This is a genomic window from Pseudomonas sp. D(2018), assembly GCF_005502555.1.
Taxonomy (GTDB): domain Bacteria; phylum Pseudomonadota; class Gammaproteobacteria; order Pseudomonadales; family Pseudomonadaceae; genus Metapseudomonas; species Metapseudomonas resinovorans.
On the sequence record NZ_SCOK01000029.1, the window covers coordinates 37,523 to 63,370 of the forward strand.

The 25,848-nt window shown below is 65.0% G+C and carries 30 protein-coding genes; 18 read left to right on the forward strand and 12 right to left on the reverse strand.

Annotation, left to right across the window (positions count from 1 at the left end):
• Positions 1–49 precede the first annotated feature (49 nt).
• The gene (locus FFS60_RS18295; RefSeq protein WP_137822771.1) at positions 50–967 is read right to left on the reverse strand and encodes a LysR substrate-binding domain-containing protein; all 918 of its coding nucleotides are present in this window, start codon (positions 965–967) and stop codon (positions 50–52) included.
• A gap of 161 nt (positions 968–1,128) precedes the next feature.
• Here FFS60_RS18295 and FFS60_RS18300 point away from each other — a divergent pair, with 161 nt between their 5' ends.
• The 4 genes from FFS60_RS18300 to FFS60_RS18315 all read left to right on the forward strand — a co-directional run bounded on the left by FFS60_RS18300 (position 1,129) and on the right by FFS60_RS18315 (position 6,095).
• Positions 1,129–2,151, forward strand: a complete 1,023-nt coding sequence (locus FFS60_RS18300; protein ID WP_028631255.1) for a zinc-dependent alcohol dehydrogenase family protein — start codon at positions 1,129–1,131, stop codon at positions 2,149–2,151.
• A 197-nt stretch (positions 2,152–2,348) separates the two neighbouring features.
• Positions 2,349–3,278 (forward strand): AraC family transcriptional regulator, encoded by a 930-nt coding sequence (locus tag FFS60_RS18305; RefSeq protein WP_028631256.1) that lies wholly within the window; start codon positions 2,349–2,351, stop codon positions 3,276–3,278.
• Between the two features lie 103 nt (positions 3,279–3,381).
• Positions 3,382–3,840 (forward strand): (2Fe-2S)-binding protein, encoded by a 459-nt coding sequence (locus FFS60_RS18310; RefSeq protein ID WP_028631257.1) that lies wholly within the window; start codon positions 3,382–3,384, stop codon positions 3,838–3,840.
• 11 nt (positions 3,841–3,851) lie between these two features.
• A complete protein-coding gene (locus FFS60_RS18315; protein ID WP_137822772.1) occupies positions 3,852–6,095 on the forward strand; it encodes a xanthine dehydrogenase family protein molybdopterin-binding subunit in 2,244 nt (747 codons plus the stop codon).
• A 1-nt stretch (position 6,096) separates the two neighbouring features.
• On the opposite strand, the gene ptrC is transcribed toward FFS60_RS18315, so the two are convergent.
• Together ptrC and FFS60_RS18325 are read right to left on the reverse strand one after the other, a co-directional pair.
• The gene (gene ptrC / locus FFS60_RS18320; RefSeq protein ID WP_028631259.1) at positions 6,097–6,291 is read right to left on the reverse strand and encodes a type III secretion system co-regulatory protein PtrC; all 195 of its coding nucleotides are present in this window, start codon (positions 6,289–6,291) and stop codon (positions 6,097–6,099) included.
• Between the two features lie 194 nt (positions 6,292–6,485).
• Complete coding sequence (locus tag FFS60_RS18325; protein WP_028631260.1) at positions 6,486–7,397, reverse strand: LysR family transcriptional regulator; 912 nt, start codon at positions 7,395–7,397, stop codon at positions 6,486–6,488.
• Positions 7,398–7,523: 126 nt separating this feature from the next.
• On the opposite strand from FFS60_RS18325, the gene FFS60_RS18330 reads away from it, so the two are divergent.
• Complete coding sequence (locus FFS60_RS18330; RefSeq protein WP_028631261.1) at positions 7,524–8,267, forward strand: SDR family oxidoreductase; 744 nt, start codon at positions 7,524–7,526, stop codon at positions 8,265–8,267.
• Positions 8,268–8,320: 53 nt separating this feature from the next.
• Here the strand turns inward: FFS60_RS18330 and FFS60_RS18335 are convergent, their stop codons facing one another.
• The gene (locus FFS60_RS18335; RefSeq protein ID WP_028631262.1) at positions 8,321–8,551 is read right to left on the reverse strand and encodes a DUF2789 domain-containing protein; all 231 of its coding nucleotides are present in this window, start codon (positions 8,549–8,551) and stop codon (positions 8,321–8,323) included.
• Between the two features lie 189 nt (positions 8,552–8,740).
• Between FFS60_RS18335 and FFS60_RS18340 the strand changes: the two genes are divergently transcribed.
• On the forward strand, positions 8,741–9,064 hold the full coding sequence (locus FFS60_RS18340; RefSeq protein WP_137822773.1) for a hypothetical protein: 324 nt from the start codon (positions 8,741–8,743) through the stop codon (positions 9,062–9,064).
• Positions 9,065–9,149: 85 nt separating this feature from the next.
• On the forward strand, positions 9,150–9,440 hold the full coding sequence (locus tag FFS60_RS18345) for a hypothetical protein (RefSeq protein WP_028631264.1): 291 nt from the start codon (positions 9,150–9,152) through the stop codon (positions 9,438–9,440).
• A gap of 152 nt (positions 9,441–9,592) precedes the next feature.
• On the opposite strand, the gene FFS60_RS18350 is transcribed toward FFS60_RS18345, so the two are convergent.
• Complete coding sequence (locus FFS60_RS18350; protein WP_137822774.1) at positions 9,593–10,069, reverse strand: hypothetical protein; 477 nt, start codon at positions 10,067–10,069, stop codon at positions 9,593–9,595.
• A gap of 428 nt (positions 10,070–10,497) precedes the next feature.
• Between FFS60_RS18350 and FFS60_RS18355 the strand changes: the two genes are divergently transcribed.
• The 10 genes from FFS60_RS18355 to FFS60_RS18400 all read left to right on the forward strand — a co-directional run bounded on the left by FFS60_RS18355 (position 10,498) and on the right by FFS60_RS18400 (position 19,385).
• Positions 10,498–10,992 carry a hypothetical protein gene (locus tag FFS60_RS18355; RefSeq protein ID WP_028631266.1) on the forward strand — a complete coding sequence of 165 codons (495 nt, stop codon included), beginning with the start codon at positions 10,498–10,500 and terminating at the stop codon, positions 10,990–10,992.
• 38 nt (positions 10,993–11,030) lie between these two features.
• Positions 11,031–12,050 carry a hydroxyquinol 1,2-dioxygenase gene (locus tag FFS60_RS18360; protein ID WP_137822775.1) on the forward strand — a complete coding sequence of 340 codons (1,020 nt, stop codon included), beginning with the start codon at positions 11,031–11,033 and terminating at the stop codon, positions 12,048–12,050.
• A gap of 92 nt (positions 12,051–12,142) precedes the next feature.
• The gene (locus tag FFS60_RS18365) at positions 12,143–13,606 is read left to right on the forward strand and encodes an aldehyde dehydrogenase family protein (RefSeq protein WP_028631268.1); all 1,464 of its coding nucleotides are present in this window, start codon (positions 12,143–12,145) and stop codon (positions 13,604–13,606) included.
• An 8-nt stretch (positions 13,607–13,614) separates the two neighbouring features.
• Positions 13,615–14,682 carry a maleylacetate reductase gene (locus FFS60_RS18370; protein ID WP_137822776.1) on the forward strand — a complete coding sequence of 356 codons (1,068 nt, stop codon included), beginning with the start codon at positions 13,615–13,617 and terminating at the stop codon, positions 14,680–14,682.
• Positions 14,683–14,757: 75 nt separating this feature from the next.
• On the forward strand, positions 14,758–15,633 hold the full coding sequence (locus tag FFS60_RS18375; protein WP_137822777.1) for an intradiol ring-cleavage dioxygenase: 876 nt from the start codon (positions 14,758–14,760) through the stop codon (positions 15,631–15,633).
• Entirely contained in the window at positions 15,630–15,941 is a 312-nt protein-coding gene (locus tag FFS60_RS18380) for a YciI family protein (RefSeq protein ID WP_028631271.1), read from the forward strand. Before FFS60_RS18375 ends, FFS60_RS18380 begins: the two co-directional genes overlap by 4 nt.
• Positions 15,938–16,267 carry a Rieske (2Fe-2S) protein gene (locus FFS60_RS18385; RefSeq protein WP_137822778.1) on the forward strand — a complete coding sequence of 110 codons (330 nt, stop codon included), beginning with the start codon at positions 15,938–15,940 and terminating at the stop codon, positions 16,265–16,267. Before FFS60_RS18380 ends, FFS60_RS18385 begins: the two co-directional genes overlap by 4 nt.
• 289 nt (positions 16,268–16,556) lie before the next feature.
• The gene (locus FFS60_RS18390) at positions 16,557–17,441 is read left to right on the forward strand and encodes a LysR family transcriptional regulator (RefSeq protein ID WP_137822779.1); all 885 of its coding nucleotides are present in this window, start codon (positions 16,557–16,559) and stop codon (positions 17,439–17,441) included.
• A gap of 47 nt (positions 17,442–17,488) precedes the next feature.
• Positions 17,489–18,148: a YceH family protein gene (locus FFS60_RS18395; protein ID WP_028631274.1), complete on the forward strand. Its 660-nt coding sequence runs from the start codon at positions 17,489–17,491 to the stop codon at positions 18,146–18,148.
• 106 nt (positions 18,149–18,254) lie between these two features.
• Positions 18,255–19,385, forward strand: a complete 1,131-nt coding sequence (locus FFS60_RS18400; RefSeq protein WP_028631275.1) for a M14-type cytosolic carboxypeptidase — start codon at positions 18,255–18,257, stop codon at positions 19,383–19,385.
• A gap of 92 nt (positions 19,386–19,477) precedes the next feature.
• Here FFS60_RS18400 and epsC read toward each other — a convergent pair whose 3' ends face one another.
• Positions 19,478–20,419 (reverse strand): serine O-acetyltransferase EpsC, encoded by a 942-nt coding sequence (gene epsC, locus FFS60_RS18405; protein WP_051246937.1) that lies wholly within the window; start codon positions 20,417–20,419, stop codon positions 19,478–19,480.
• 89 nt (positions 20,420–20,508) lie between these two features.
• Positions 20,509–21,402, reverse strand: coding sequence for a threonine/homoserine exporter RhtA (gene rhtA / locus FFS60_RS18410; protein ID WP_028631277.1), 894 nt, complete (start codon positions 21,400–21,402; stop codon positions 20,509–20,511).
• 57 nt (positions 21,403–21,459) lie between these two features.
• Here rhtA and FFS60_RS18415 point away from each other — a divergent pair, with 57 nt between their 5' ends.
• Positions 21,460–22,050, forward strand: coding sequence for a helix-turn-helix domain-containing protein (locus FFS60_RS18415; protein ID WP_028631278.1), 591 nt, complete (start codon positions 21,460–21,462; stop codon positions 22,048–22,050).
• Between the two features lie 88 nt (positions 22,051–22,138).
• Here FFS60_RS18415 and FFS60_RS18420 read toward each other — a convergent pair whose 3' ends face one another.
• The 5 genes from FFS60_RS18420 to FFS60_RS18440 all read right to left on the reverse strand — a co-directional run bounded on the left by FFS60_RS18420 (position 22,139) and on the right by FFS60_RS18440 (position 25,791).
• The gene (locus FFS60_RS18420; protein WP_137822780.1) at positions 22,139–22,468 is read right to left on the reverse strand and encodes a DUF5629 family protein; all 330 of its coding nucleotides are present in this window, start codon (positions 22,466–22,468) and stop codon (positions 22,139–22,141) included.
• 56 nt (positions 22,469–22,524) lie between these two features.
• Positions 22,525–23,625 carry a 2OG-Fe(II) oxygenase gene (locus FFS60_RS18425; RefSeq protein ID WP_137822781.1) on the reverse strand — a complete coding sequence of 367 codons (1,101 nt, stop codon included), beginning with the start codon at positions 23,623–23,625 and terminating at the stop codon, positions 22,525–22,527.
• 246 nt (positions 23,626–23,871) lie between these two features.
• Positions 23,872–24,129 carry a DUF2790 domain-containing protein gene (locus FFS60_RS18430; RefSeq protein ID WP_028631281.1) on the reverse strand — a complete coding sequence of 86 codons (258 nt, stop codon included), beginning with the start codon at positions 24,127–24,129 and terminating at the stop codon, positions 23,872–23,874.
• Positions 24,130–24,175: 46 nt separating this feature from the next.
• On the reverse strand, positions 24,176–24,736 hold the full coding sequence (locus tag FFS60_RS18435; protein WP_137822782.1) for a cytochrome b: 561 nt from the start codon (positions 24,734–24,736) through the stop codon (positions 24,176–24,178).
• Complete coding sequence (locus FFS60_RS18440) at positions 24,733–25,791, reverse strand: catalase family peroxidase (RefSeq protein ID WP_137822783.1); 1,059 nt, start codon at positions 25,789–25,791, stop codon at positions 24,733–24,735. The genes FFS60_RS18435 and FFS60_RS18440 overlap by 4 nt, the downstream gene beginning before the upstream one ends.
• Positions 25,792–25,848: the final 57 nt, after the last annotated feature.

The following is a 25,848-nucleotide window of genomic DNA, read 5'->3' on the forward strand; positions in this document are numbered from 1 at the left end:
CATAGCGAATGAATTCGCCCCCCACATAAGAAGGGGCGTCGCCTGGCCGCTATTCCAGGCTGTCCGGGTCCCCGCAATACATTTGAATGCGTGAACGCAGCCAGCGCTCGGCGGGGTCGTTGTCCTGGGCGCCGCGCCAGGCCATGGACAGCTCGAACGACTGGACCGGCAGGGGTGGGTCTTCGGCACGCAGGCCACCGGCGGCGGCGAGGGCGGCGGCGGTGTAGTCCGGCACCATGGCCACCAGGTCGGTGCCCGCGAGCAGGGTGCCGAGGCCGTTGAACTGCGGCACCGCCAGCACGACCTTGCGCGTTTTGCCGACCTTGGCCAGCTCCTCATCCACGAAGCCTCCCAGGTCGCCGGCGAAGGACACCAGGGCATGGGGCCTGGCGGAGTAATCATCCAGGCTCAGCGCGCCGGGCACCGAGTCGGCGCGCAGGAGCTTGGGCCTGGAGCGCCGCAGGGTCTTGCGCTTGGCGTTGGCCGGCAGTTCCTCGGTGTAGGCGACGCCCACGGAGATTTCGCCGGAGGCCAGCAGGTTGGGCATCAATAGATAGTTGGTGCGTCGCACCACCAGCACCACGCCGGGGGCTTCGGCGCGCAGGCGGCGGAGCAGGGCGGGGAGCAGGGCGAACTCCACGTCGTCCGACAGGCCGATGCGGAACACGGCGCTGCTGGTGGCCGGATCGAAGTCGGCAGCACGGCTGACGGCCGTGGAGATGGAGTCCAGCGCCGGGGAGAGCAGGGCGAAGATCTCCATGGCCCGGGCCGAGGGTTCCATGCTGCGGCCAGTACGCACGAACAGCGGATCGTCGAACAGGGTCCGCAGGCGGGCCAGTGCCGCACTGATGGCCGGCTGACCGAGGAACAGCTTTTCTGCCGCGCGCGTCACGCTACGCTCGTGCATGAGCGTCTCGAACACGATAAGAAGGTTGAGGTCAACTCTTCGCAGGTCGTTCCGGTTCATGGAATCATCCGTAATTAATGTGTGAAAGGTGCAGTTCCCACGGCCGGTCGTCAAGGCTCACATCATCGCCGTTTATGACAACTATCAATGGCCGCGGGTGGTTTTGTAGATAAAGCCCGGATAGAGTCCGTGGCTATGAAGAGTCACAGGCGAGGTATGTGATGTCCCGCATGATCCGTTTTCACCAGTTCGGGGGCCCCGAGGTCCTTACGCTCGAAGAGTTGCCGACACCCGTTCCGGGCCCGGGCGAAGTCCTGGTGCGCACCCAGGCTCTGGGTGTGGGCTGGAGGGACGTGCTCTGGCGGCAGAACCTGGCGGCCGAGCAACCGGCTCAATTACCTTCCGGTCTCGGTTCCGAGATGGCCGGCATCGTGGAAGCCGTGGGCGAAGGCGTCGATGACCTGAAGCCCGGCACCCCCGTGGCCAGCTTCCCGGCCAGTACGCCGAGCCAACATCCGGCCTGGGGTGACCTGGTGCTGATGCCGCGCAATGGCCTGGTGGCCTATCCCGACGTCCTGACGCCGGAGGAAGCCTGCATCCATTACACGCCGCTGCTGATGGCCTATTTCGCCCTGGTTGACCTGGGCGGCCTGAAGCCGGGTCAGCATGTGCTGGTCACCGAGGCCGGGCATTGCCTGGCGCCGCAGACGGTGCAGTTGGCCAAGGCGTTGGGTGCCAAGGTCATCGCATCGACCAGCTACCCGGAAAGCCGTGCCTTTATCAAAGGACTGGGTGCCGACAAGATCATCGTCACCGAAGAGCAGGACCTGGTCCTGGAGGCCGAGCGCTTCACCCAGGGCAAGGGCGTCGAGGTGGTTCTGGATCAGTGCGCCGGTCAGCAGATGAAGCTCCTGGGCGACGTGGCCGCGCAGCGCGGCAAGCTGGTTGTCTATGGCTGCAACGGCGGCAACGACACTGCGTTCCCGGCTTGCGCCGCGTTCAAGAAACATCTGCAGTTCTATCGGCATTGTGTACTCGACTTCACCGGTTCTCCGGAGCTGGGCATCGAGGCCAATGAGGCTTCGGTTCAGCGTGCGCTGGACCATATCAACCAGATGACCCGTGATCATCTGCTGAAGCCTCCGGTTGATCGCGTCTTCGCGTTCGAGGACTTCGTCGAGGCGAACCGTCACATGGAAACCTGCCCGGCAGGTGGGCGTGTCGTGATCAAGGTTGCCGACTGAGGAAGGCGGGGCGGGCCGTTGGGTCCGCCCCGAATCTGTCTTGTTGTGGAATGTTGGGCAGTGTGCCGCGCGAGGCGGCCGGGCTGATAGCCGAATCCTGCTGGATTATTGCCTGATCCTCCTGAACCGCTTCCGGGTGCGAGACTAGCCTGCACGCCATGGGTAGAGTTGGCCCATCTTCTCCGAGGGTCCAAACCATGAATGCACATACGCTCCTTGCCGCGCAGGAATCCGGGGCGGCTGCGCGCCAGCAGCAGGAGCTGGTGCAGTTCATTGAACGATTCACCGAACAGGACGGTGCGCAGGTTACGGCCATTCCCGGCCTGACCCTGTTCCGCACTGCGCAGCCCAGCGAACCCCTGCACTGCCTCTATGAGCCGGCTCTCGGCCTGGTGGTGCAAGGGCGCAAGAAGGTGCTGCTGGGCGAAGAAACCTACTACTACGGGCCGTCGCAGTTCCTGGTAGTGTCGGTGGACCTGCCGGTGATCGGCCAGGTCATCGATGCCAGTCCTGAAGTGCCTTTTCTCAGTCTGCGCCTGGACCTCGATCCCAAGGAAATCAGTGCCCTGCTGATGGAGCTGCCATCTCCAGCTCCCTCTCCCCAAGCCTGTCCACGCTGCCTGTCGGTGAGCGGCCTGGGTGATTCGCTGCAGGATGCGGTGCTGCGCCTGCTGCGTCTGCTGGATACCCCCGAAGACATTCCCGTGCTGGCGCCTCTGGTGCGCCGGGAAATCCTCTATCGCCTGCTGCGCGGCGAGCAATGCGCTCAACTGCGCCAGATTGCCAGCAGCGGCACCCAGGGCCATCGCATCGGCCGCGCCGTGAACTGGCTGCGGCAGAACTTCCATCAGCCATTGCAGATCGAACGCCTGGCCAGCGAGGTGAACATGAGCACCTCGGCCCTGCATCATCACTTCAAGGCGATGACGGCCATGAGCCCGCTGCAGTTCCAGAAGCAACTGCGCCTCCAGGAAGCCCGCCGGCTGATGCTGGTGGAGGCCCTGGACGCCGCCAGTGCCGGAGGCCGGGTGGGCTACGAGAGCCCGTCGCAATTCAGCCGCGAATACAGCCGGCTGTTCGGCGCTCCGCCATTGCGGGACATCGCGCGCCTGCGCCAGTCGGCGTGAAGGTGCCCCGCAAGGGGCCCCCTGAACCATCATTACCCTGAATGCCCGTTCGGCGTTGCCGATCGGTTTCTCCCGAACCATCCAGACAGAGGTGGTAAGCCTGATGATTACCCTGAACCTGAACGGCAACGACGTTGAACTCGATGTGCCTGCGGACATGCCCTTGCTCTGGGCATTGCGCGACGTTGTAAACCTGACTGGCACCAAGTACGGCTGCGGCATGGCCCTGTGTGGTGCCTGTACCGTGCATATCGATGGCCAGGCGACCCGGTCCTGCGTCACCCCGGTTTCCGCGGTGGTGGGCAAGAAGGTCACCACCGTCGAAGCGGTCGCCGAAGACCCGGTAGGCAAGGCCGTGCAGACGGCCTGGCGCAAGCTCGACGTGGTGCAGTGCGGCTACTGCCAGTCTGGGCAGATCATGTCCGCCACGGCGCTGCTGCGCGGCAACCCGAAACCGAGCGATGCCGATATCGATGCGGCCATGAGCGGCAACATCTGCCGCTGCGCCACCTACGTGCGCATTCGCGCCGCCATCCATGAAGCGGCCGGCACCCTGGCCTGAGGAGAGTCGACATGGGCACGTTCGAAACCAATACCCGGGCCTCCAGCGGCATCCTCAATGTCAGCCGGCGTACCTTCCTCAAGGGCAGTGGCGGTCTCGCGCTGGGCATCGCCTTCGCGCCGCTGCTGCGAAGTGGCGAAGCCCTGGCTGCTGCAGCCGGGCCTTTCATGCCTAATGCCTTCGTCCGAATCGCGGATGACGGCAGCGTGACCGTCCTGGCCAAGCACGTGGAAATGGGGCAGGGCAGCTATACCGGCCTGGCTACCTTGCTGGCCGAGGAACTGGATGCCGATTGGAGCCAGGTGAGGGTCGAGGGCGCACCGGCCAACGCCACGCTCTACAACAATCTGGCGTTTGGTCCGATGCAGGGCACCGGTGGCAGCTCCGCCATCGCCAACTCCTACGAGCAGATGCGCAAGGCCGGTGCCAGCGCCCGCGCCATGCTGGTGGCGGCCGCCGCCGAACAGTGGAAGGTACCGGCGGCGGAAATTACCGTGAGCAAGGGGGTGGTCAGCCACGCCGCTTCGGGCAAACAGGCGGGCTTCGGCGAACTGGCCGCGGCAGCGGCGCGCCAGCCAGTGCCGGCCGAGGTACAGCTCAAGTCGCCGAAGGATTTCACCCTGATCGGTCAGGATCGTCTTTCCCGCAAGGACAGCGCCGACAAGACCGACGGCAGCGCCACCTTCACCCAGGACTTCAAGCTGCCCGGCATGCTGGTGGCGGTAGTCGCCTACCCGCCGCGCTTTGGCGGTGTGCCGAAATCGGTGGATGCGAGCAAGGCCAAGGCCGTGCCCGGTGTGGTGGAGGTCGTGGAGTTCACCGACACGCCCCATGGTCGCGCCGGCGTCGCGGTTCTGGCGAAGAACACCTGGGCGGCGCGCCAGGGCCGAGACGCCCTGGTGGTGGAGTGGGACGAAACAAAGGCATTCAAACTCGGCAGCGAGGCGATCTTCGCCCGCTATCGTGAGGCCGCCGGCAAGGAAGGCCGGATCGCCGGCAAGCAGGGCGATATCGCCACGGCCATGGCCCAGCCCGCCAGGCTGATCGAGGCCGACTTCGAGTTCCCCTATCTGGCCCATGCCGCCATGGAGCCGATGAACTGCCTGGTGAAGATATCCGCCGGCCAGTGCGATGTCTGGAACGGTGAGCAGTTCCAGACGGTGGATCAGTTGGCTATCGCCAAGTACCTGGGCATCCCGGTGGAGAAGGTCAGCCTGACCCAGCTCTACGCGGGTGGCAGTTTCGGTCGTCGCGCCAACCCGCAGTCGGACTACCTGCTGGAGGCGGTGGCCATCGCCAAGGCGGCCCGGGCCAAAGGTCAGGACGTACCGGTGAAACTGGTCTGGACCCGCGAGGATGATACCCACGGCGGCTACTTCCGCCCGGCCTACCTGCATCGCGCGCGCCTGGCGCTGGATGACGAGGGCAAGCTGCAGGGCTGGCACCAGCGCGTGGTGGGGCAGTCCATCCTCAAGGGCACGGCCTTCGAGGGGGCGATGGTGAAGGAAGGCATTGATCACACCTCGGTGGAGGGCGCGTCCAACCTGGCCTACGCGGTGCCCAACCTGCAGGTGGAATTGCATACGCCGGACGACATTGGCGTACCGGTGCAGTGGTGGCGCTCGGTGGGGCACACCCATACCGCCTATGCGGTGGAATCCCTGATCGACCAGGCCGCCACCACTGCCGGCAAGGACCCTTATGCATATCGCCACGAGCTGCTCGGCAAGAAACCACGCCATCTTGGGGCGCTGGAGCTGGTCGCGCAGAAAGCGGGCTGGAACCAGCCAATGCAGCCGGGCGCGGAAGGCGAGAAGCGCGGGCGTGGCATTGCCGTGCATGAGTCCTTCGGCTCCTTCGTCGCCCAGGTGGCGGAAGTGACGGTAAAGGCCGATGGCAGCTACAAGGTGGATCGTGTGGTCTGCGCGGTGGATTGTGGCGTGGCGATCAATCCGGACGTGATCAGGGCGCAGATGGAAGGTGGCATCGGCTACGGCCTGGCCGCCGCGCTGCATGGCGCGATCACCCTGAAGGATGGGGTGGTGGAGCAGTCGAACTTCCACGACTTCCAGGTGTTGCGGATCAACGAGATGCCGGTGGTGGAGGTGCACATCGTGCCGTCGGCGCAAGCGCCTACCGGTGTTGGCGAGCCCGGCGTTCCACCTATTGCCCCGGCCGTGGCCAATGCGCTTTACGCGGCAGTGGGGCAGCGCTTCTACAAGCTGCCGTTGCCAAGACAGGTGAAGCCGGCCTGATTCAGGCCGCCTGGGCGGCGCAGATCAGCTCACGCAGGGCCTTGCGCTCGGCCACCGGAGTGGGGGCCTTGCGCACGGCCAGGCTGCCGTCTTCCAGGCTCACCACGACTTCGGTCTCGAAGTGCAGCCGCAGGTCATCCAGGGTCACGTGGGTGACTTGATAGAGGTTGTCGCTGATACGAGGGTCGGCTGACATGGCATTGGTCTCGTTCCGGTTGGCCGCAGGGCCGATGGAGCGATAGTGACGCCCGGGCATCCAGCGCGGAATTGAAAGGAGGTGATGGTGAACATCATTCCTGTCGATGGCATGGCGTGGCCCCTATAGGGGCACCTTGAGTCAGGCTACGTAGCTGCAGAACCCTACAGAGGCTTCGACTTCGTGCTGTCCAGTCAGCCCTGCGGAACGAAGGCGGGGTCGGAAAGGTGCTCGACCAGCAAATCGTGGACCAGCCTTACCCGCGGCGATACGGGGCCTTGCTGGGGGCGGTAGATGAACATTTCCCAGGGCGCTGGCGCCTGGTCCTGAAGCACTGCCAGCAAGCGGCCGGCACGGATGTGCGAGTCGACCAGGTAGCTGGGTAGCTGACCGAAGCCGATTCCGGCCAGTACAGCGTCCAGTTCGTTCTCCGGGTCGTCGGTGCAGAACGCTGCATTTGCCGGCTGGATCTGCCGACCCTCGGCGAACATCCAGGGCCAGACGCGTCCGGTGTTGCTGTCGATCAATGCGGTGGTTGGGGTCTGGTGCAGGGCGTCCACCGTCCCGGGTGTGCCCTGGCGTTGCAGCAGCTCCGGGGTCCCGACCACCCGCATGGGGATCTGCGCCACGGCCCGGGCGATATAGCGACGGTCACGAATGAAGCCGATGCGTACGCCGAGGTCGATCTGTTGTTCCACGGAGTCAGTGAGCTGGTCGGAGAGGCGCATGTCGAAGTGGATGCCTGGGTGTTCCCGGGCAATGTCCGCGAGTACGGGAAGCAGAAAACGTCGCCCGACCGAGCGCGGTGCGGCAATGCCTACGCGCCCGGCCAACGCCTCTTCGCGCTTGCCGCCATGCTCCTGGAACAACTGGTCCAGTCCGGCCAGGGCCTCGCGGGCCTGGCTGGCGAGGCGCTCGCCGAAGGCGGTGATCTGCACGTGACGGGTGCTGCGATGGAACAGCGGTTCACCGAACTGATCTTCCAGGTCCTTGATGGCGCGGGTCACGGTTTGCGGCGAAGCGCCGAGGCGGGTTGCGGCTTCGCGGAAGCTTGGGGTTTCGGCGGCAACACAGAGGATGCGTAGCAGTTCGATGCGATTGAACATGGTCAGTGTTCCATTAACTGGAATTGCTAAATCCTAACTATTCCATTCATTGACGATAAAACCTTTCCGATACTGGCGCTCAGTCACCGGATTCATCCCGATTCCGGGCTTCCTGGGAGTGCCTTCATGAGCAACAACATCTCCAACAAGGTCGTGGTCATTACCGGTGCCAGCAGTGGGCTGGGCGAAGCTACCGCCCGGCACCTGGCGTCCCTGGGCGCCAAGGTCGTGCTCGGCGCGCGTCGGGTCGAGCGCCTGCAAAGCCTGGTGGCGGAGATCGAGGCGGCTGGCGGTGAGGCCTTGGCCATCGCCACCGATGTCACCTCTGCCAGCCAGGTGGCCGCCCTGATCGACGGCGCGGTGCAGCGCTTCGGCCGTGTCGATGTGCTGCTGAACAACGCCGGGCTGATGGCCATCGCGCCCATGGATGAAGTCAAGGTCGACGAGTGGTCGCGCATGTTCGACATCAATGTCATGGGTGTCCTCCACGGCGTAGCAGCAGCGCTGCCGCTGTTCCGCAAGCAGGGCAGCGGGCATTTCATCAATGTCGCGTCAGTCGCCGGCATCAAGGTGTTCAGCCCAGGTGGCACCGTCTATAGCGCCACCAAGTTCGCGGTGCGTGCCATCAGCGAGGGGCTGCGCCATGAGGTCGGTGGCGCCATCCGCACCACGGTGATTTCCCCCGGCGCAGTCGATTCCGAACTGAAGCACGGGAGCTCTCACCAGGAAAGCACCCAGACCCTGGGCGAGTTCTACAAGATGGCCATACCCGCCGACTCGGTGGCGCGGGCCATTGCCTATGCCATCGAACAACCGGCTGATGTGGACATCAGCGAAGTGGTGCTGCGTCCTACGGTGCAGGACTTCTGAACGCTGACGTAATGCAAGGCGGCCCTGGTGGCCGCCTTTTTCGTTCTGGCGATCTACTTGCTCAGTAGCACCGCCAGCTCGTCGGCTTCCTCGCACCAGTCGGAATCCTCCGTCAAGGCGTCACGCAGGAAGGCGGACTGGGCCTGGTTCCAGAATGGTGCATCAGGCAGGGCCTGGCCTACCGCGAGTCGATTGCCGGTGACGAAGCGTTCTATTCCGGCCTTGTCGGAGGGCAGGCCGAGCTGGTCGAAGAGGGCACTGAGGGAGTGATGGCTGGTGTCCATGTGCGAGGCCTCCGGTGGGGGTGGGCGATGGGGAAATGACCTCCATCGACTATAGACCCTGCGCCGGCCAGGACCGCTGGACGACAGCATGTCGGCCAAGGCTGGTGCCGGCTTGCGCTGCGGGCTGGCTTGGCTAGCCTCACAAAAAGCGCGGTTATCCAATCGCGAGCCACCTGCACAGGGGGCGAAATGGGCATCCAGTGCGAGCAAAAATACTCATTGCGGGACCCGGTGGAGGCCATGCTGCTGGTCGCGCCTGTCTGGACGCCGGTGCTCTTCATCTTCCTTGCCCAGTTGCTCCATGAATTCTTCCAGATCTACTGGCTGTTCAATTCCAGCCTGAGCACCTTCGGCATGTTCCTGGTGCCGGCCGTTTCAGCGCTCCCCCTGATCCACGATTCGCCTCGTCCGCTGGTCATCAGGCTATTGATGGCGGGCGGCTACTACCTGGTTGGGTTAGCGGCGATCTTCCTGATGTCCTGGGGGATGCTGCTCTATACCGGCTATACCTGATCCGTCCGCGGAACCTGACGCGGGGCTGTGGATCAAAGGCCCCGGGTCCGCACATTCGGCGGATCGTCCCACTACGGAGCCTTTCATGTCGCCTTTGAAGAAACTCGCACTCATCGGACTCGTGGCCCTGCCGCTGGCTGGTTGCCTGAAAGAGGAGCCCATCGACCAGGCGGTGCTCTGCACCTACAGCACCGATGCCGAGGCCAAGCTGTGCAAGCCCGGGCAGATGTCCTGGTTCAAGGCGGGCAAGGCGATCAACCAGTCCCTGCCGTTGAGCGTGGCGGCGGCGTATTGCGACTTCAACTATCAGGTGATGTACAACGAGGCGGGAGTGATCTGCGTGTTCACCGACAAGCGCCTGAGCCTGGTGAAGTAGGGAGCGGCGCGGAGTCTGCACGTACCGAGCGGCGCCGGGCGGTCTGCCCGTATTTTTCAGCCCCAAATAGAAAGAAGGCGCCACATGTGGCGCCTTCTGCCTTTCGAGGATTTGCATACATCGTGATTGCCTGCCTCTGAACGGCTCCGGGATCAGCTGATGCGGTTGGCACCAGTGCGGTCGGCGCCGCCTTCAGCGACATCGAAGGCCTTGGTGCGGTCAGAACCGCCTTCGGCGACATCGAAGGCCTTGGTGCGGTCGGAGCCACCTTCGGCGACATCGAAGGCCTTGGTGCGGTCAGAACCGCCTTCGGCGACATCGAAGGCCTTGGTGCGGTCGGAACCGCCTTCGGCGACATCGAAGGCCTTGGTGCGGTCGGAACCACCTTCAGCGACATCGAAGGCCTTGGTGCGATCGGAGCCGCCTTCAGCTACCCGCAGGGACTGGGAGCGGTCGGAACCGTTTTCAGCGATACGGTTAGCGCCGGTGCGGTCAGCACCACCTTCGGCTACGCGGTGGATGCTGGTGCGGTCGGAACCCCCTTCAGCGACAACGGAACCCTGGGGCAGGGCAAAAGCAGTGGCGGACAGGCTGGCGATGAACAGGCTGGCAAGGATTTGCTTTTTCATTTTCGGGCACCTCGGTGAGGGGGGTGGAATTCGTCTACGGGGCCCATGTTACTGATACGTTTTCGATCAAGAAGTGATCCTGCGTGATGGTTACCATCGACACCGATGATAGTTATTGGTGGCCTATTAAAAACAATGAGTTAGTGATTTTTTGAGAGGGCTATTGCGCAATGTGGAAAGGCTATTTCCTTGAATTGGCATAATCGATTTATTCGATCAATGTAGGCGATAGCGTCTCTCCATCGTTCCCGCTGTTGTGGTTTTTATCTTGCGGATAAAGCCGCGCAGCTTGCCGAGAGCGGCGTGCTAGAGCGCTTCCAAGACTGTTCGCGTTTTGCAAACACTGTTGTCGCCTGCCTTGGAATTGTTGGTTGCGGGTGCCGCTCGTAACGTTCACTCACCCACTACAACAACAAACGGTGAATGAGATGAGCACTGCCGCGTTCCGTACTGTCTTCGGCTCGCTCGACGACCATCGCATGGGGTCGATCGAGATCATCCAGGGCGAAGCCCGCCATTACGCTTTCTCCAATATCTTCGACGTCGCCAGCCGTTCCGCTCCCTATGAAAAGGTCGTGGTCGGCCTGAACCTCGGCTATGTCATCGAGACCCTGCGCGCCGAAGGCACCTCTCCCTGGTACACCGCCGCCCACGACGAGTTCGCCATCTCGGTGGACGGCGAGGTGCGGGTGGACTTCCTCAAGCTTGAAGAGCCACTTGCCGAAGGTGAGGGCACCCAGTTGGCCGGTGAGCAGCCCAAGGGCCGCCCGATGGGCTATGTCCTGCTCAAGCGCGGCCACCAGGCCCTGTTGCCGGCCGGCTGTGCCTATCGCTTCGAAAGTGCGCGCCCGAACGTGTTGTTGCTGCAGACCATCAAGGGACCGCTGTCGGTGGAGAAGTGGGCAGACATCTGCCTGAAGTGACAGCCCCGACCGACAACCAGAACAAGAGGACATCCACCATGGCCATGCTCGAAACCCTCGATACCTCCGCCAGCTTCGCCGCCGATGAAGTCGAAGCCAGCCTGCCTGATTCCGTTACCGGCTACCGCAGCTTCAAGCTGGGCGCCTTTACCCTGTCCCGTGACGAATACTTCGTGCGTATCCAGTGGCCAGCCAAAGGCCAGGAGCGCTCGCACCTGATTCCCGCCGACGCCTTCCTGCGCGCCACCATGCGCGATGTGGCCTGGGGCTTCTTCTACGGCTGGGTGAACTTCGACGAAGTGATCGGCACCCGTAACCACTACGGCAAGGTCGATCTCTATGCCGGCACCTTCAACGGCGTGCTGAGAACCGCTGGTGTGGATTACACCGAGCAGTTCGAGACGCCGAAGATCATGGCCACTTTCAAGGCCATCCTGCGTGACTGGACCAACGCCGGCTTCGACCCCTTCGCCGCGCCGGAGGAAACCGGCAGCGCCTTCGGTCGCAAGAACGGCGACAACATCGAAGCCATCGAGCGCTTCCGCGTGGCCACCCGGCGCATGCCGGGCCTTCCGGATGATTCGCCGTTGCGCAACGACCTGCCGGTGAACCGCCAGTTTGTCGATGTGCCCCAGGATGAGCCGGAGATCCACGCTGCCGAAGGCTTCGAGGGCGAACTGCATGCCTTCAACCTCTACAAATACCTGTCGCGCTCCGATGTGACCTGGAACCCCTCGGTCAGCTCGGTGTGCAAGGCCAGCCTGTTCTGCCCGACCACCGAGGAGTTCATCCTTCCGGTGTTCCACGGCAACGACCGCGTGGAGTGGTTCCTGCAACTCTCCGACGAAATCATCTGGGATGTGGCTGACAAGGACGACGGTGCGCCACGCGCGCGCATCACCATGCGTCCCGGCGATATCTGTGCCATGCCTGCGGACATCCGCCACCAGGGCTACTCCACCAAGCGCTCCATGCTGCTGGTGTGGGAGAACGCCACGCCGAACCTGCCGCAGCGCTACGAGAGCGGCGAGCTGAAGCCCTACCCGGTGGACTTCTGATCCGTTCTGCTCCCTCTCCCTCTGGGAGGGGGAAGTACTTCACGTCATACACAGACGCCGCAGTTCGCCGCGGCGCCCGGAGAGCTTTTCCCATGCAAAACCAACTCTTCATCGACGGCCGTTTCGTACCGGCCCTGAAGGGCGGGACTATCGAGGTCCTGTCGCCCCACGACGGCTCGCTGATCACCCGGATCGCCGCCGCCGAAGCCGAGGACGTGGACCTGGCAGTGGCTGCCGCCAAGCGGGCTTTCCCGGCCTGGGCCGCGCTGTCCGGCGCCGAACGCGGCCGCCTGCTGCTGAAGCTGGCGGACAAGATCGAAGAACACCTTGAGGAACTGGCGCAGCTGGAGTCCCTGGATACCGGGCACCCGATCCGCGATTCCCGCAGTCTCGACGTACCGCGCACGGCTGCCTGCTTCCGTTACTTCGGTGGCATGGCCGACAAGATCGAGGGCGCGGTGATTCCGGTGGAAGCGGGCTTCCTCAACTATGTGCAGCGCAAACCCATCGGCGTGGTCGGCCAGATCGTGCCGTGGAACTTCCCGTTGATGTTCACCAGCTGGAAGATGGGTCCGGCCCTGGCCGCCGGCAACACGGTGGTGATCAAACCGTCGGAGATCACCCCGCTGTCCACCCTGCGCATCGCCGAGCTGATGAAGGAAGTGGGCTTCCCCGATGGCGTGGTCAACGTGGTGCCGGGCTACGGCCATACCGCCGGCCAGCGCCTGGCCGAGCATGAAGACGTGGGCAAGATCGCCTTCACCGGTTCCACCGCCACCGGTCGACGCATCGTCGAAGCCTCCCAGGGCAATCTCAAGCGGGTGCAACTGGAGCTGGGCGGGAAGGGCGCCAACATCGTCTTCGAGGATGCCAACCTGGAGGCCGCCGTGAATGGCGCCGCCTGGGCCATCTTCCACAACCAGGGCCAAGCCTGTATTGCCGGCTCGCGGCTGATCCTCCACGAGCGCATCGCCGACGAGTTCCTCGAGCGTTTCATCGGCCTGGCGCGTTCCATCCGCCTGGGCAGCCCGCTGGACCCGAATACCGAAATGGGTCCGCTGACCTCGGCCCAGCACCGTGATCGGGTGCTGGCCTACGTTGATATCGCACGTGCCCAGGGCGGGCGCGTCCTCAGCGGCGGCAAGGCGCCCAGTGATGCGGCATTGGCCGACGGCTACTACATCGAGCCCACCGTCGTCGAAGCCCAGCCGGATCATCGCGTGGCCCAGGAAGAGGTGTTCGGCCCCTTCGTCACCGTGCTGCGCTTCTCCTCCGACGAAGAAGCCCTGGCGATTGCCAATGGCACCCAGTACGGCCTTGGCAGCGGTCTCTGGACGCGTGATTTGCAGCGCGCCCACCGCATGGCGGCGAACATCCACGCCGGTATGTGCTGGATCAACTGCTACAAACGCGTCAGCCCCGGTAGCCCCTTCGGTGGCGTCGGCCAGTCCGGCTATGGCCGCGAGATGGGCTTCGAGGCCATCCACGACTACACCGAGGCCCGCTCGGTGTGGGTCAACGTGGACGCCAAGATCCCGCCCCATTTCAAGCGCTGAGGTCCACCATGAATCCCTTCATCTACCAAGGCCTGGCCTCTCGCGTGGTATTCGGCTGGGGCAAGCTGGAAACCCTGGCCGACGAACTGGACAAGCTCGACGCCCGCCGCGCGCTGATTCTCACCACGCCGGAGCAGCGTCACCTGGGTGAGCGCGTGGCAGGCATCCTCGGCGAGCGTGCCGCCGGGGTCTATCCGCAGGCGGTGATGCATGTGCCGGTGGAAGTGGCCCGTGCCGCCCGTGAAGAGGCGGCCCGGCTTGGCGCCGACTGCTGCGTGGCCATCGGCGGCGGTTCCACCATTGGCCTGGGCAAGGCGATTGCCCTGGAATCCGGCCTGCCGATCCTCGCCGTGCCGACCACTTATGCGGGCTCGGAGATGACCCCCATCTATGGCATGACCGAGAACCGCCTGAAGAAGACCGGGCGCGACTTCCGCGTGCTGCCGAAAACGGTGGTCTACGACCCGCAACTCACCTTGAGCCTGCCGACGGCCATTTCCGCCTGCTCCGGCATGAACGCCATGGCCCACGCGGTGGAAGCCCTCTACGCCCAGGACGCCAACCCCATCATTACCCTGATGGCGGAGGAGTCCATCCGCGCCCTGGCCGAATCCCTGCCGGGCGTGGTGGCCAACCCGGAAGACGCCGAAGCCCGCAGCCGGGCGCTCTATGGCGCCTGGCTGGCCGGTATCTGCCTGGGCTCGGTGGGCATGGCCATCCACCACAAGCTCTGCCACACGTTGGGCGGCACCTTCAACCTGCCCCACGCCCAGGCCCATGCGGTGGTGCTGCCCCATGCCGCCCACTACAACCGCGAGGCCGCCGCCGAACCCTTGCGCCGCGCGGCCCGTGCCCTGGGCGGGAAAGAGGCGGGTGAGGTCGGGGCGCTGCTGTTCGCCCTGAATCAGAGGCTGGGCATTCCGGCGTCCCTCGCCGAGCTCGGCTTGCCCGAGGAGGGGCCAGCGGAAACGGCGGTGATCGCCTGTTCCAGTCCCTACTTCAACCCGCGCCCCTTCGAGCAGGACGCCATCGAAGCCATGCTTGTCCGCGCCTGGCAGGGCCTGCCTCCCGCGTGACGTTCTAATCCCTCTCCCTTCAGGGAGAGGGAACTTCCACGCCTCTCGCCGTCACCGACCCAACGGGAACACAAGATGAACAACATCCCGCCTAACGAAGCGAAAATTTCTGCCCAGGCCGTCGCCGCCTTCGCCAACACGCCCAACCCGCGTCTGCGCCAAGTGGTGCAAAGCCTGGTTCGCCACCTCCATGCCTTCGCCAGCGAGGTGGAGCTGACCGAGGAGGAATGGCTGGAAGGTATCCGCTTCCTCACTGACACCGGCAAGCAGTGCGACGGCATCGTGCGCCAGGAATTCATCCTGCTGTCCGATGTGATCGGCCTGTCCATGCTGGTGGACGCCATCAACCACCGGGCCAGTGACGCGGCCACCGAAACCACGGTATTCGGGCCGTTCTACATTGCCGGCATGCCCGAGCGCGGCCATGGCGAGAACATGGCCTTCACGCCGGGTGAACCGGCCCTGGTACTGGGACGTGTGCTTGACGCGGCGGGCGAGCCCATCGCGGGTGCCGTTCTGGATGTCTGGCAGACCGCCGAGAACGGCATGTACTCCGGGCAGGACCCGGATCAACCCCTGACCAACCTGCGCGGTCGCTACCGCACGGACGAGGAAGGGCGTTTTGCCATCCGCACCATCATCCCGGTGAGCTACCCCATTCCCACAGACGGCCCGGTGGGGCGCCTGCTCCAGGCCAGCGACCGCCATCCGTGGCGCCCGGCGCATCTGCATTTCATGGTCATGGCGCCCGGTCACCGCACCCTGGTCACCCACTTGTTCAACCATGACGACCCGTACCTGGAGTCGGATGTGGTGTTCGGCGTGAAGGATTCTCTGAAAGTGGTCTATCAGCCGTGCCAGGCGAACCATCCACTGGCGGTCCGCCATGACATTGATGGGGCCTTCCGCCTCGCCAGCTACGACTTCGTGCTGGAGCGCGAAACCGCATGAGTCAGTACTTCGCCGTTTTCGCCACCGACAAGCCGGACCAGCTCGGCCTGCGCAACCAGGTGCGCCCGGCCCATCGGGAACACTTGCGCAACCCCTATCCGCACCGGGTGGTGGTGCGCCTCGGGGGCCCCACCCTGGACAACGGCAACGGCCGCATGAACGGCACCCTGCTGGTGGTGGAAGCCATGAGCCTGGCCGAGGTGCAGGCCTTTCTCGGTGATGATCCCTACGTACGCGCCGGGCTGTTCGAACACATCGAGATCCGCCCCTGGAACTGGGGCCTGGGCAATCCGGAGCTGCGGGGATGAACGCCCTCTGCACGTTGGACGCCATCACCGATGGTGGCGCCCTGGCGCTGAACACCGAACTGGACGGCCGCATCCAGGCGCTGGTGCTGGTCCGTCGCGGCGAGGATGTATGGGGTTATCGCAATCGCTGCCCGCATTTCTCGGTGCCGCTGGACTTCCGCCCCGGTGAGTTCAGCACCTACCGCAGCCAGGTGCTGATGTGTGCCCATCACAGCGCCCTGTTCCGCTTCGAAGACGGTCAGTGCATCGAAGGGCCCTGCGAAGGCAGCCGGCTGGACGCGGTGCCGGTGCGGGTAGTGGAGGGGAGGGTGATGCTCCTGCTGTAGGGGAGAATTCATTCGCCATGTCTGTGTAGGAGCTGGCTTGCCAGCGAAGCGGGACCATTCGCTGGCAAGCCAGCTCCTACGGGCAATGCAGTCAGTAGCCCGGATGTTTACTCGCCAAGCCGGCCCGTGGCCTGCCCTGGGCGCCTGCGAGGGGCAGCTTCGCTACCCTTGGCGAATGAATTCGTCCCCACAAGGTGTGCGACCTGCAAATGCGTGCCTTAACAAATGCCAATGCCCAATTCCGCCTAACCTGCAATAAAGGCTCATCGCCCCCTATTGGCAGCAAGAGATGAACCTGTTCGAAGACATGCGGGTATTCGTGGTGGTGGTCGAGGCCGGTAGCTTTTCGGCAGCGGCGCAGCGGCTGAACATCGCCAAGTCGGTGGTCAGCCGGCGCATGAGCGCACTGGAGCGGCACCTGGAGTGCCGGTTGTTCAACCGCACGACCCGGCGCCTCAGCCTCACCGAAACCGGCCTGGATTATTTCGAGCGCACCCAGCGCATTCTTCGTGACCTGGTCGAGGCCGAAGAAGCCACCCGCAGCCTGCAAAGCGAACTGCGCGGGCGGTTGCGCCTGGCGGCGCCCATGTCTTTCGGCCTCAAGTACCTGTCGCCGGCGCTCAATGAGTTCATGCAGGCCCATCCGGGATTGGAGGTGGAGCTGGACCTGAACGACCGCTACGTGGACCTGGTCAACGAGGGGTACGACCTGACCCTGCGCATCGGCCGCCTGCCCGATTCCACCCTGGTAGCCCGCGAGCTGGGGCCTTGTCCCCATGCTGTCTGCGCCAGCCCCGGTTACCTTGCCGAACGCGGCACCCCCGAGGTGCCGGAGGACCTGCGCGAGCACCAGTGCCTGGGGTACAAGAACCGCGCCAACAGCAGCCAGTGGCAGTTCCTCATGGGGCGTGAGTGGCGTTCGGTGGCGGTGCGGCCGCGGCTGATCGCCAACAATGGCGAGGTGCTGGTGCAGGCTGCGGTGGATGGCCTTGGGCTGGTGTCGCTGCCGCGCTTCCTGCTGGAGGAAAACCTGGCCAAGGGCCGGCTGGTGGAGGTGCTGCAGGACTTTGCGTTGCCCAGTTCGCAGATCTACGCGGTCTGTCCGCCAGGGCGCCGTTTGCCGGCCAAGGTGCGGGCCTTCATCGACTTCCTCTTAGAACGCTTTTCTCGCTAGCCGCCGGGGACTAGGCTAGTGGCACTTTTCAGCAAACGGATAGTGCTATGTCCACCGAGATTCATGCCCAGTTCGCCGAAGCCCCCCTCACTGCCATCGAGGCCCGACTCGTCGGTAGCCTGATCGAGAAGCAGGCGACGACCCCCGAAGCCTACCCGTTGACCCTCAACGCCCTGGTGCTGGCCTGCAACCAGAAGACCAGCCGCGAACCGGTGATGAACGTCACCCCGGGCCAGGCCGGCCAGGCACTGCGCAACCTGGAGTCGCGCGGCCTGGTGAAGCTTGTGATGGGCAGTCGCGCCGACCGCTGGGAGCAGCGAACGGACAAGGCGCTGGAAATCGTACAGCCGCAGTTGATCCTGATCGGCCTGCTGCTGCTGCGTGGCCCGCAGACCCTGGGCGAACTGCTGACCCGCAGCAATCGCATGACCGACTTCGACGACACCGAAGACGTCCGCCATCAGCTCGAGCGCCTGATCGCGCGTGGGCTGGTGGTGCTGATGCCGCGCCAGGGTGGCCAGCGCGAGGATCGTTACATGCACCTGATGGGCGAGCCGGCGGATCTGGAGGCCCTGATGGAAGCGCGCGCCAGCCAGCCGGAGCGTGGTGAGTCCCGTGCTGCTGCCGATGCGCGCATCGAAGAACTGGAGGCCCGGGTCGCCGACCTGGAAGCCCGTCTGGCGCGTCTGGAAGACCGCGGCGAGTAAAGAACTGCGGGGCGCCGGCTGTCCGTCGATGTCGCCCCGACGATTTCCCTGCGTGACCCGACCTGCGATCCTGTCGCAACCGTGAAACACCGCCCCTGAGGTATCCATGAAGATCAGCTCGGACTTCGACAGCGGCAATATCGAAGTGATTGACGCCAGCAACCCGCAGCAGGTGCTACTGGCCATGCGCCCGGACCTGAAGAGCCACCACTTCCAGTGGTTCCACTTCAAGGTCGAGGACATGACCCCCGGCCAGCGCCACGGCTTCAGCCTGACCAATGCCGGGCAGTCCGCCTACAGCCACGCCTGGGCCGGCTACAACGCCGCCGCCTCCTACGACCAGGTCAACTGGTTCCGAGTCCCCAGCAGTTTCGACGACAAGGGCCTGCACTTCGCCCTGGAGCCCACCCACGAGCAGATCTGGTTTGCCTATTTCGAGCCTTACAGCCGTGCCCGTCACGACTGGCTGATCAGCGAAGCCCTGGACAAGGCCGGCGCCGAGGTCGTGGCTATCGGTACGAGCATCGAGGGTCGCGAGATCCCGCTGCTGCGCGTCAGCCGCAACCCGAATGCCCAGCGCAAGGTCTGGATCATCGCCCAGCAGCACCCCGGCGAGCACATGGCCGAGTGGTACATGGAGGGCGTGATCGAGCGCCTGTCGAAGCGCGGCGATGCCGAAGTGGACGCGTTGCTGGCCAAGGCCGACCTTTACCTGGTGCCGAACATGAACCCGGACGGCGCCTTCCGCGGTCACCTGCGTACCAACGCCGCCGGCAAGGACTTGAACCGCGCCTGGCAGTCGGCCGACGACACCGAGACGCCCGAGGTGTTCTTCGTCCAGCAGCAGATGCGCAAGGTAGGTGTAGACCTCTTCCTCGACATCCACGGCGACGAGGAAATCCCCCACGTGTTCACCGCCGGTTGCGAAGGCAACCCCGGCTATACGCCACGCCTGGAAGCCCTGGAAAGCGAGTTCCGCCAGCGCCTGGTGGACATGGGGGCGGAGTTCCAGACGAAGTTCGGCTACCCCCGCGACGAGCCGGGCAAGGCCAACACCACCCTGGCCTGCAATGCGGTGGGCATGGCCTTTGACTGCCTGTCGTTCACCATCGAGATGCCATTCAAGGACCACGACGACAACCCGCACCCGCGCACGGCCTGGAACGGCGACCGTTCCAAGCGCCTGGGCAAGGACGTGCTGACGGTGATCGCGGCAATGGTGGACAAGCTGCGCTGAGCGCAGCGTAGCCCATCCTACAACGGTGCCACCGCGCTTTTCGTAGGATGGGTAGAGGAACGACACCCATCAGCGTGGCCCGGCCGTGGCACTCAAACCCCGCATTCGTTCTGCAGGTTGGCCTGGGTGATGTTGCTGCCTTCCGGCACGCTGCGGGTCAGCCAGACGTTACCGCCGATGGTGGAACCCTTGCCGATGGTGATGCGGCCGAGGATGGTCGCGCCGGCATAGATCACCACATCGTCTTCGACGATCGGGTGACGCGGTTGCCCCTTCTGCAGGTTGCCTTCCTCGTCCGATGGGAAGCGCTTGGCGCCCAGGGTTACCGCCTGGTAGATGCGGACACGCTCGCCGATGATCGCGGTCTCGCCGATGACGACGCCCGTGCCATGGTCGATGAAGAAGCTCTTGCCGATCTGTGCGCCGGGGTGAATGTCGATGCCGGTGGCCGAATGGGCGATCTCGGCGATCATCCGCGCCAGCAACGGCAGCCCGGCCTTGTAGAAGTAATGGGCCAGGCGATGGTGGATCACCGCATGCACGCCCGGATAGCAGATCAGCACTTCGTCGACGCTGCGCGCCGCCGGGTCGCCCTGGAAGGCGGCCAGCACGTCGGTATCCAGCAGCACCCGCAGCTTGGGCAGGGTGGCGGCGAATCCCTTGACGATCTCGATGGCCTGGCAGGCGATGTCATCGCCGCTGGCGCCATTTTGTCGTGCGGCGTAGGAGAGCTCGCGGCGCACTTCACCGGCCAGGGCATTGAGCGCGACGTCCAGGGTGTGGCCGACGTAGAAGTCCTCGCTTTCCTCACGCAGGTCTGCCGGGCCGAGGCGCATGGGGAAGAGGGCGCCGCCCAGGGCCTCGATGATATGCCCGACAGTGACGCGCGACGGCAGTTCGCGGCCGCCACGGTCCTGCAGGCGGCCATGCTGGCTGCGCCATTGGGCGCGGGCATCGCGCAGGTCGTTGACGATCTGGTCGAGCTGCCAGTTCACCGGCTGGCAGCCGGTGGCGACGTAGGGAAGTCTGTTCATTGGGGTACCTGTATGGCGCGGTCCGGATCGCTATAGCGTGCGGAGAATCACCTGTTTTCCGCAAGAGGTGATTTGCGGTAAACCTGTGCTCAGTCGGCTGGCACCAGGGGCTGGGCCTGCTGGCGCGGCGGTGCCGTGACAGTACAACCGATGGAGGCGAGGATGATGCAGAGGATCGCCAGCCACTGCAGCAGCGACAGGTGCTCGCCGAGGAAGATCAGCCCGGAGAGCGCGCCGAATGCCGGCTCGATACTCATCAGGGTGCCGAACGTCTGCGCTGGCAGGCGGGTGAGGGCGATCATTTCCAGGGTGTAGGGGATGGCTGTAGAGAGTAGGGCGACGGCCAGGGCTACGGGCAACAGTTCCGGGCGCAGGAGGTCGGTGCCGGCGTGCACGATGCCGACCGGGGCGATGAAGAGGGCGGCCACCAGCACGCCCAGCGCGGCACCCTGCATGCCGTGGTCGCTGCCGGCACGCGCACCGTAGAGGATGTACAGCGCCCAGCAGATGCCCGCACCCAGGGCGTAGGCCATGCCGGTCAGGTCCAGGTGGCCGCCGGTCTTGCCGAGCGGCAGCAGGAGCCAGAGACCCAGGGCCGCCAGGCCGATCCAGATGAAGTCGATGGCCCGCCGCGAAGCGAACAGCGCCACCGCCAGCGGCCCGGTGAATTCCAGCGCGACAGCGATGCCCAGCGGGATGGTGCGCAGGGACATGTAGAACAGCAGGTTCATGCCGCCCAGGGCCAGGCCGTACATGATCAGCGGTCGCAGGGACGCCTTGCTGATGCGCGCGCGCCACGGGCGCAGGATCAGCGCGAGGATGATGGCGGCAAACACCAGGCGCAGGGTGGTGGTGCCCTGGGCGCCGATGACCGGGAACAGGGTCTTGGCCAGGGAGGCGCCACTCTGGATGGAAGCCATGGCCACCATGAGGACGGAAACAGGCAGCAGGGTGGAAGCGAGGCGGCTCGACAGCGGGGGCATTTGGCGGAATCCGAAATGTAGAAGGGCTGGCGTCTTGATATGCTTATGTGCAACATAATGCGCAAAAGCCAGGGTATGAGCAATATGTTGCCCAAATCGGATGAACGTCCCAACGTCCTCGAACACGTCTCGGAAAACGTCCGCCGTCTGCGCCGCGCAGCAGGTCTGAGCCAGGAAGCCCTGGCCACGGCTGCGGGTGTCAGCCGGCGCATGCTGGTGGGCATCGAGGGTGGCGATGTGAACGTCAGCCTGGCCACCCTGGATCGCATCGCCGCGGCCCTTGGGGTGCTGTTCCCCGATCTGGTGCAGCAGCCGGATCGTCCCGACCGTTCCCGTATCAATGCCGTGGCCTGGGTGGGCAGCAAACCGGGCAGCCGCGCCACCCTGCTGGCCAGTTCGGCGACTCGCCATGAAGTCGAGCTCTGGAGCTGGTCACTGGCGCCGGGCGAGCGCTACACGGCCGAGCCGGATGCCGAAGGCTGGCGCGAGATGATCTTTGTGATCGAGGGCAGCCTCAGTGTGCTGCGCGGCGATGAAAAGCAGCGGGTCGAGGCCGGGGATTTCCTGGTGTTCGGCAGTGACCGACTTTACACCTATGCCAATGAAGGCGAGGTGGTGGTGCGCTTCGTTCGCAATGTGCTGACCTGAACCTCAGAGGTAGCCGGAAGCCTCGTAGCGGGTGGACGGCGCTTTTTCGTCCGCCGTCCGGAGCGCGAGCGTTGATGGAGGAGGGCCGTTACGCCGGCTCGTCTTCATCCTCGGCGTCACCGCCGAAGGCATCCAGGCAGCGCAGTAGGTGCTCGCCGTCGGTTCCAGCCAGCTTCCAGCAGCCGGTCTCGGCGTCGAAACCTGCGCTCTGCACGGCAGCCTGGGTGAAACGCCATTCGCGGCGAGTGCGACCGTCAATGCACTCGACCCGCAGCAGCTGGGCCTCGGAATCACCCGGCTGGCCGGCTTCCAGCGCGTCCAGCAGTGTGTCATCCAGGTCGAACTCCCAGGCGTGAAGGTCGTCGATTTCCAGCATGTCGGCGGCCAGTAGGGCATCCAGCAGGGTTGGGTGAGTCATGGGGCGTGTATCCATCAATCGGTCGAGTGGCGCGGGATGATAAGCCAGGACGCCCGTCATTGCTCGGCCGAGCTTTCCAGGTACTGCTGGTTTTCATCGCGAATGCGCCGGCCTTCTTCATCGTAGAGGAAGGGCAGGAACATATAGCGGCGCCCGGCAGTGACCGGGGTGGCCTCATGCAGCAATGAGCAGGAGAACACCACGGCGCCGCCCGTTGGGGCGCTGTACAGGCTGCGGCCGAACTCCGGGAAGCGCAGGCAGCCACCTTCGTACTCGCCGCTGTTGAGGAACAGGGAGACCGCGAAGCGGCGATGGGCGGTGCCCTTGGTGGTGTTGTCGCGATGGGGGCGGAAGTGACCGCCTTCTTCGGCGTCGTAGCAGGCCACCAGGTAACGCTCCATGCGCGTGGCATGGAACTGGAACGCCTTGAGCAGTTCCGGCACCAGCCGCGTGGTGATGCGGTGGGCGCAGGTGTCGCGCAGTTTATCGTCGTCCAGGGAGCAGTCGCGGCGGCGCTTGTGGTCATGCTTGACCTCCTCCACCGTCTTGCCGTCCCGCTCGATCATGTAGCCAGACTCGGTACCTCCATGCCGGTCGTAGTAGTCGATCAGCGCTTTGCACAGGCCCGGCTCGAAGATCCGTGGGATGACCAGCACCGGCGCCTGGGCCCGGGCGATACTCGCCGGGCGTATGGGGTCCTGGGCCTGGAGCAGGGCGAGGAGGGCGTCCACATGGCCTTCGCCACCGGGCCGGATGGGCAGCGCGGCGATCACCCGCAGGCGCGGGTCGAGCAGGTAAGTCATCTGGCGGACGGCGCCGTTTTCCCGTTGCACGCCGTACAGGTTGCAGATGGTGCGGTCGAAGTCCCAGAAGAAGCGGATGCCGGGCAACAGGTCACGGATGCGCTGTTGCTCGCGATCACGCGGGTCGACCGTGACGCCGAAGAAGCTCGCCTGGTCGTCGTCGAAGCGCTCGCGGCGCGCCAGCAGGTCGGTGAGTACGCGCGCTGCCGTCGGGTCCGAGGATGACCCCAGGAAGCTGAGGGCGATATAGCGCCCGGCGACGGTATCGAAGGTGAAGCGTTCCCGGCTGGGGGTGCTGCTGGTGAACCAGGGCACCGCTTCGCCCGGGTCCACGGGGGAATTGCGCTGGGTCATGGTTGTCTCCATCTGCTTGAACTCAAGCTAGACCACCCGCATTCCGCGTGCCTTGCCCGCCGCCGGACGCGGCGTCGCAGGGTATGACCGGTGCTTTACTCGTTCCCGGGCGGCCAACCTATGCCGGGTTCAAGCGGAGAGGCTGGTTCTGACCGGGGCTTGCCGACGCCCGGGAGGCGGTCGGTTCCGGGCCACTCTGTAGGCTGGGCCGAGTGCAGCGAAGCCCAGCCTACAGATGCGCTGGCCTCAATAGTCGTTCTTGCACCCGGTTCCCCAGACCAGGTACTCGATCGTCTTCTCTTGCATCTGGCTGTCCTCATACGTCATGCGCGCCGGCCCGATACCGCAGAAGGTAGAGAGGTCGGTCATCTGCACCACCCGGGCGATATCCAGGTGCACCCCGTACTCGTACTGGGTAACGGGCTGCGTCGCCTGGTCGGTCGTGGCGGCCAGGGCGGCGGTGGAGGCAAGGCTGAGAGTCAGGGCGACGACAAGGGTTTTCATAGTGGATTCTCCTGCTGGAGAGGGGAGGTTGCGGGAAGTCCCGCGTCTACTGACCGTCAGGCATCGGGCGAATGCCGCTGCCGGTGGTCATGCTCGAGAGCACGCCATCCCTACGGATGAGCGCGTGATAGAGGGCCGCCGCCAGGTGCGCCAGGATGCTGATGAACAGCAGGTACGCCAGTACAGTGTGGGCCAGGCGCAGCGAGGCATAGAGCCGGGCGTCCTGCGGGGCGATGGGCGGCAGCAATACGGACTCGTGGAGCGCCACCGGGTAGCCGCCAGCGGACTGCATCGCCCAGCCCACCAACGGCAGGGCAAGCATCAGGGCGTACAGCAACAGATGGGACAGCTTGGCGACTCCCCGTTGCCAGCCGGGCATGTCGCCGGGCAGGGGCGGTGTGGGACTGGCCAGGCGCACGGCCAGGCGGATCAGTACCAGGGCCAGCAAGGTCACGCCCAGGGGCTTGTGCAGGGCCACCAGGGTGCTGTGGCGCGGGGACAGGTCGTCCACCATGCTGACGCCGATGAAGAGCATGGCCAGCAGCAGGATCGCCATCAGCCAGTGAATGACCCGCAGCAACAGGCTGAAATGGGTGGGCGCAGTCATTGTTGGGCTCCTTGCTCGGCATGGGGCGCACCTTCGCGGGTGCGGCGGTTATAGGACACGGCGTAGGCGGCCGAGCGGGCGGCGAGGATGGGGTCGTCGGAGGCCTGGATGCCGTCCGGCAGCACCAGCGGGTCGAAGTTGATGTCGCGACAGGCGCCTGTGTCCTGGGGCTCGGCGCTTTCCACCACCAGGGTGCCGGCGTCCACCTGGCGGCGCTCGGCCGGCCACTGGCGGGTGGCGTCGTGGGTCGGGTCGCCGGGTTCGGCCAGCGTCAGTACGAGGTGCCAACGCAGCGGGCCCTGGGCCAATCGCTGTTGCAGGTCATGACTGAGAAAGTCCGGATCATTGCCGGCCTCGCCCAAGGGGGCGAAGGGTGCCTCCGGCAGCACGGACCAGCGCACGTACTGGCCATTGCCGGCGGCATCCACCAGGCGGAAGGCGTTGATGCCGTTGTAGGCGACGTTGGCGAAGCTGTTGCTGGGTTTCGCGGCCTGCGCCCATTGGCGGAACGCGGCGCTTTCCGGGTGGGCGGCAAAGAAGGCCTGCATCCTCAAAGGGTCGGGCTTGCCGGTGGCCGGGTCAGGGCGCGAGGCCAGCACCTGCTCGTAGAACGCCTCCGGGGTGGCTACCGGCAGCACCGGTGGCGTGTTCATGCCGGTGCGCCACTGTTCACCGCCGGGCAGCTGGAACAGCAAGGCCATGCTGCGAGTGGGAACACCGGCATCCGGGGCATGGGGGTTGCTGCCGCCGATGGCCAGGCGGCCGATCACCGGCACCTTGCCAGGGGCGAAGACGCTGGCGCGGGACAGCTTCTCGGCCTGGCCGCTGCTCTCGAAATGGCCCGCAATGCAGATGCCCTTCGCGTGATTCTTGCGGTAGCCGGGGAACTTGCCGGCATTGGCCTCGAAGGCGTCGATGATCTGGTGCGGGGTGAGGCGCTCGCTACCGAGCCAGCCGGCGGCATAGCCAAAACCTGCAGCCAGGCCGCCGACGGCGACGCCGATCAGGGCCAGTCGGGCGGCCAGGTCGAACCCCTTGGGTGTTGCCTTGCTCATGCGATACTCCCGGGCCATATGCCCTTGTCCATGAGCCGGTGAGACGCGGCGCCCCAA

What these genes read in the sequence shown, in the direction of transcription:
- FFS60_RS18370 (WP_137822776.1), top strand. Translation starts at nt 13,615, where the DNA reads ATGAATCCCTTCATCTACCAAGGCCTGGCCTCTCGCGTGGTATTCGGC.
- FFS60_RS18430 (WP_028631281.1), bottom strand. Translation starts at nt 24,129, where the DNA reads ATGAAAACCCTTGTCGTCGCCCTGACTCTCAGCCTTGCCTCCACCGCC.
- FFS60_RS18355 (WP_028631266.1), top strand. Translation starts at nt 10,498, where the DNA reads ATGAGCACTGCCGCGTTCCGTACTGTCTTCGGCTCGCTCGACGACCAT.
- FFS60_RS18365 (WP_028631268.1), top strand. Translation starts at nt 12,143, where the DNA reads ATGCAAAACCAACTCTTCATCGACGGCCGTTTCGTACCGGCCCTGAAG.
- FFS60_RS18330 (WP_028631261.1), top strand. Translation starts at nt 7,524, where the DNA reads ATGAGCAACAACATCTCCAACAAGGTCGTGGTCATTACCGGTGCCAGC.
- ptrC (WP_028631259.1), bottom strand. Translation starts at nt 6,291, where the DNA reads ATGTCAGCCGACCCTCGTATCAGCGACAACCTCTATCAAGTCACCCAC.
- FFS60_RS18440 (WP_137822783.1), bottom strand. Translation starts at nt 25,791, where the DNA reads ATGAGCAAGGCAACACCCAAGGGGTTCGACCTGGCCGCCCGACTGGCC.
- rhtA (WP_028631277.1), bottom strand. Translation starts at nt 21,402, where the DNA reads ATGCCCCCGCTGTCGAGCCGCCTCGCTTCCACCCTGCTGCCTGTTTCC.
- FFS60_RS18425 (WP_137822781.1), bottom strand. Translation starts at nt 23,625, where the DNA reads ATGACCCAGCGCAATTCCCCCGTGGACCCGGGCGAAGCGGTGCCCTGG.
- FFS60_RS18380 (WP_028631271.1), top strand. Translation starts at nt 15,630, where the DNA reads ATGAGTCAGTACTTCGCCGTTTTCGCCACCGACAAGCCGGACCAGCTC.
- FFS60_RS18325 (WP_028631260.1), bottom strand. Translation starts at nt 7,397, where the DNA reads ATGTTCAATCGCATCGAACTGCTACGCATCCTCTGTGTTGCCGCCGAA.
- FFS60_RS18350 (WP_137822774.1), bottom strand. Translation starts at nt 10,069, where the DNA reads ATGAAAAAGCAAATCCTTGCCAGCCTGTTCATCGCCAGCCTGTCCGCC.
- FFS60_RS18420 (WP_137822780.1), bottom strand. Translation starts at nt 22,468, where the DNA reads ATGACTCACCCAACCCTGCTGGATGCCCTACTGGCCGCCGACATGCTG.
- FFS60_RS18400 (WP_028631275.1), top strand. Translation starts at nt 18,255, where the DNA reads ATGAAGATCAGCTCGGACTTCGACAGCGGCAATATCGAAGTGATTGAC.
- FFS60_RS18375 (WP_137822777.1), top strand. Translation starts at nt 14,758, where the DNA reads ATGAACAACATCCCGCCTAACGAAGCGAAAATTTCTGCCCAGGCCGTC.
- FFS60_RS18385 (WP_137822778.1), top strand. Translation starts at nt 15,938, where the DNA reads ATGAACGCCCTCTGCACGTTGGACGCCATCACCGATGGTGGCGCCCTG.
- FFS60_RS18435 (WP_137822782.1), bottom strand. Translation starts at nt 24,736, where the DNA reads ATGACTGCGCCCACCCATTTCAGCCTGTTGCTGCGGGTCATTCACTGG.
- FFS60_RS18310 (WP_028631257.1), top strand. Translation starts at nt 3,382, where the DNA reads ATGATTACCCTGAACCTGAACGGCAACGACGTTGAACTCGATGTGCCT.
- FFS60_RS18395 (WP_028631274.1), top strand. Translation starts at nt 17,489, where the DNA reads ATGTCCACCGAGATTCATGCCCAGTTCGCCGAAGCCCCCCTCACTGCC.
- FFS60_RS18345 (WP_028631264.1), top strand. Translation starts at nt 9,150, where the DNA reads ATGTCGCCTTTGAAGAAACTCGCACTCATCGGACTCGTGGCCCTGCCG.
- FFS60_RS18360 (WP_137822775.1), top strand. Translation starts at nt 11,031, where the DNA reads ATGGCCATGCTCGAAACCCTCGATACCTCCGCCAGCTTCGCCGCCGAT.
- FFS60_RS18415 (WP_028631278.1), top strand. Translation starts at nt 21,460, where the DNA reads ATGCGCAAAAGCCAGGGTATGAGCAATATGTTGCCCAAATCGGATGAA.
- FFS60_RS18300 (WP_028631255.1), top strand. Translation starts at nt 1,129, where the DNA reads ATGTCCCGCATGATCCGTTTTCACCAGTTCGGGGGCCCCGAGGTCCTT.
- FFS60_RS18315 (WP_137822772.1), top strand. Translation starts at nt 3,852, where the DNA reads ATGGGCACGTTCGAAACCAATACCCGGGCCTCCAGCGGCATCCTCAAT.
- epsC (WP_051246937.1), bottom strand. Translation starts at nt 20,419, where the DNA reads ATGAACAGACTTCCCTACGTCGCCACCGGCTGCCAGCCGGTGAACTGG.
- FFS60_RS18340 (WP_137822773.1), top strand. Translation starts at nt 8,741, where the DNA reads ATGGGCATCCAGTGCGAGCAAAAATACTCATTGCGGGACCCGGTGGAG.
- FFS60_RS18305 (WP_028631256.1), top strand. Translation starts at nt 2,349, where the DNA reads ATGAATGCACATACGCTCCTTGCCGCGCAGGAATCCGGGGCGGCTGCG.
- FFS60_RS18295 (WP_137822771.1), bottom strand. Translation starts at nt 967, where the DNA reads ATGAACCGGAACGACCTGCGAAGAGTTGACCTCAACCTTCTTATCGTG.
- FFS60_RS18335 (WP_028631262.1), bottom strand. Translation starts at nt 8,551, where the DNA reads ATGGACACCAGCCATCACTCCCTCAGTGCCCTCTTCGACCAGCTCGGC.
- FFS60_RS18390 (WP_137822779.1), top strand. Translation starts at nt 16,557, where the DNA reads ATGAACCTGTTCGAAGACATGCGGGTATTCGTGGTGGTGGTCGAGGCC.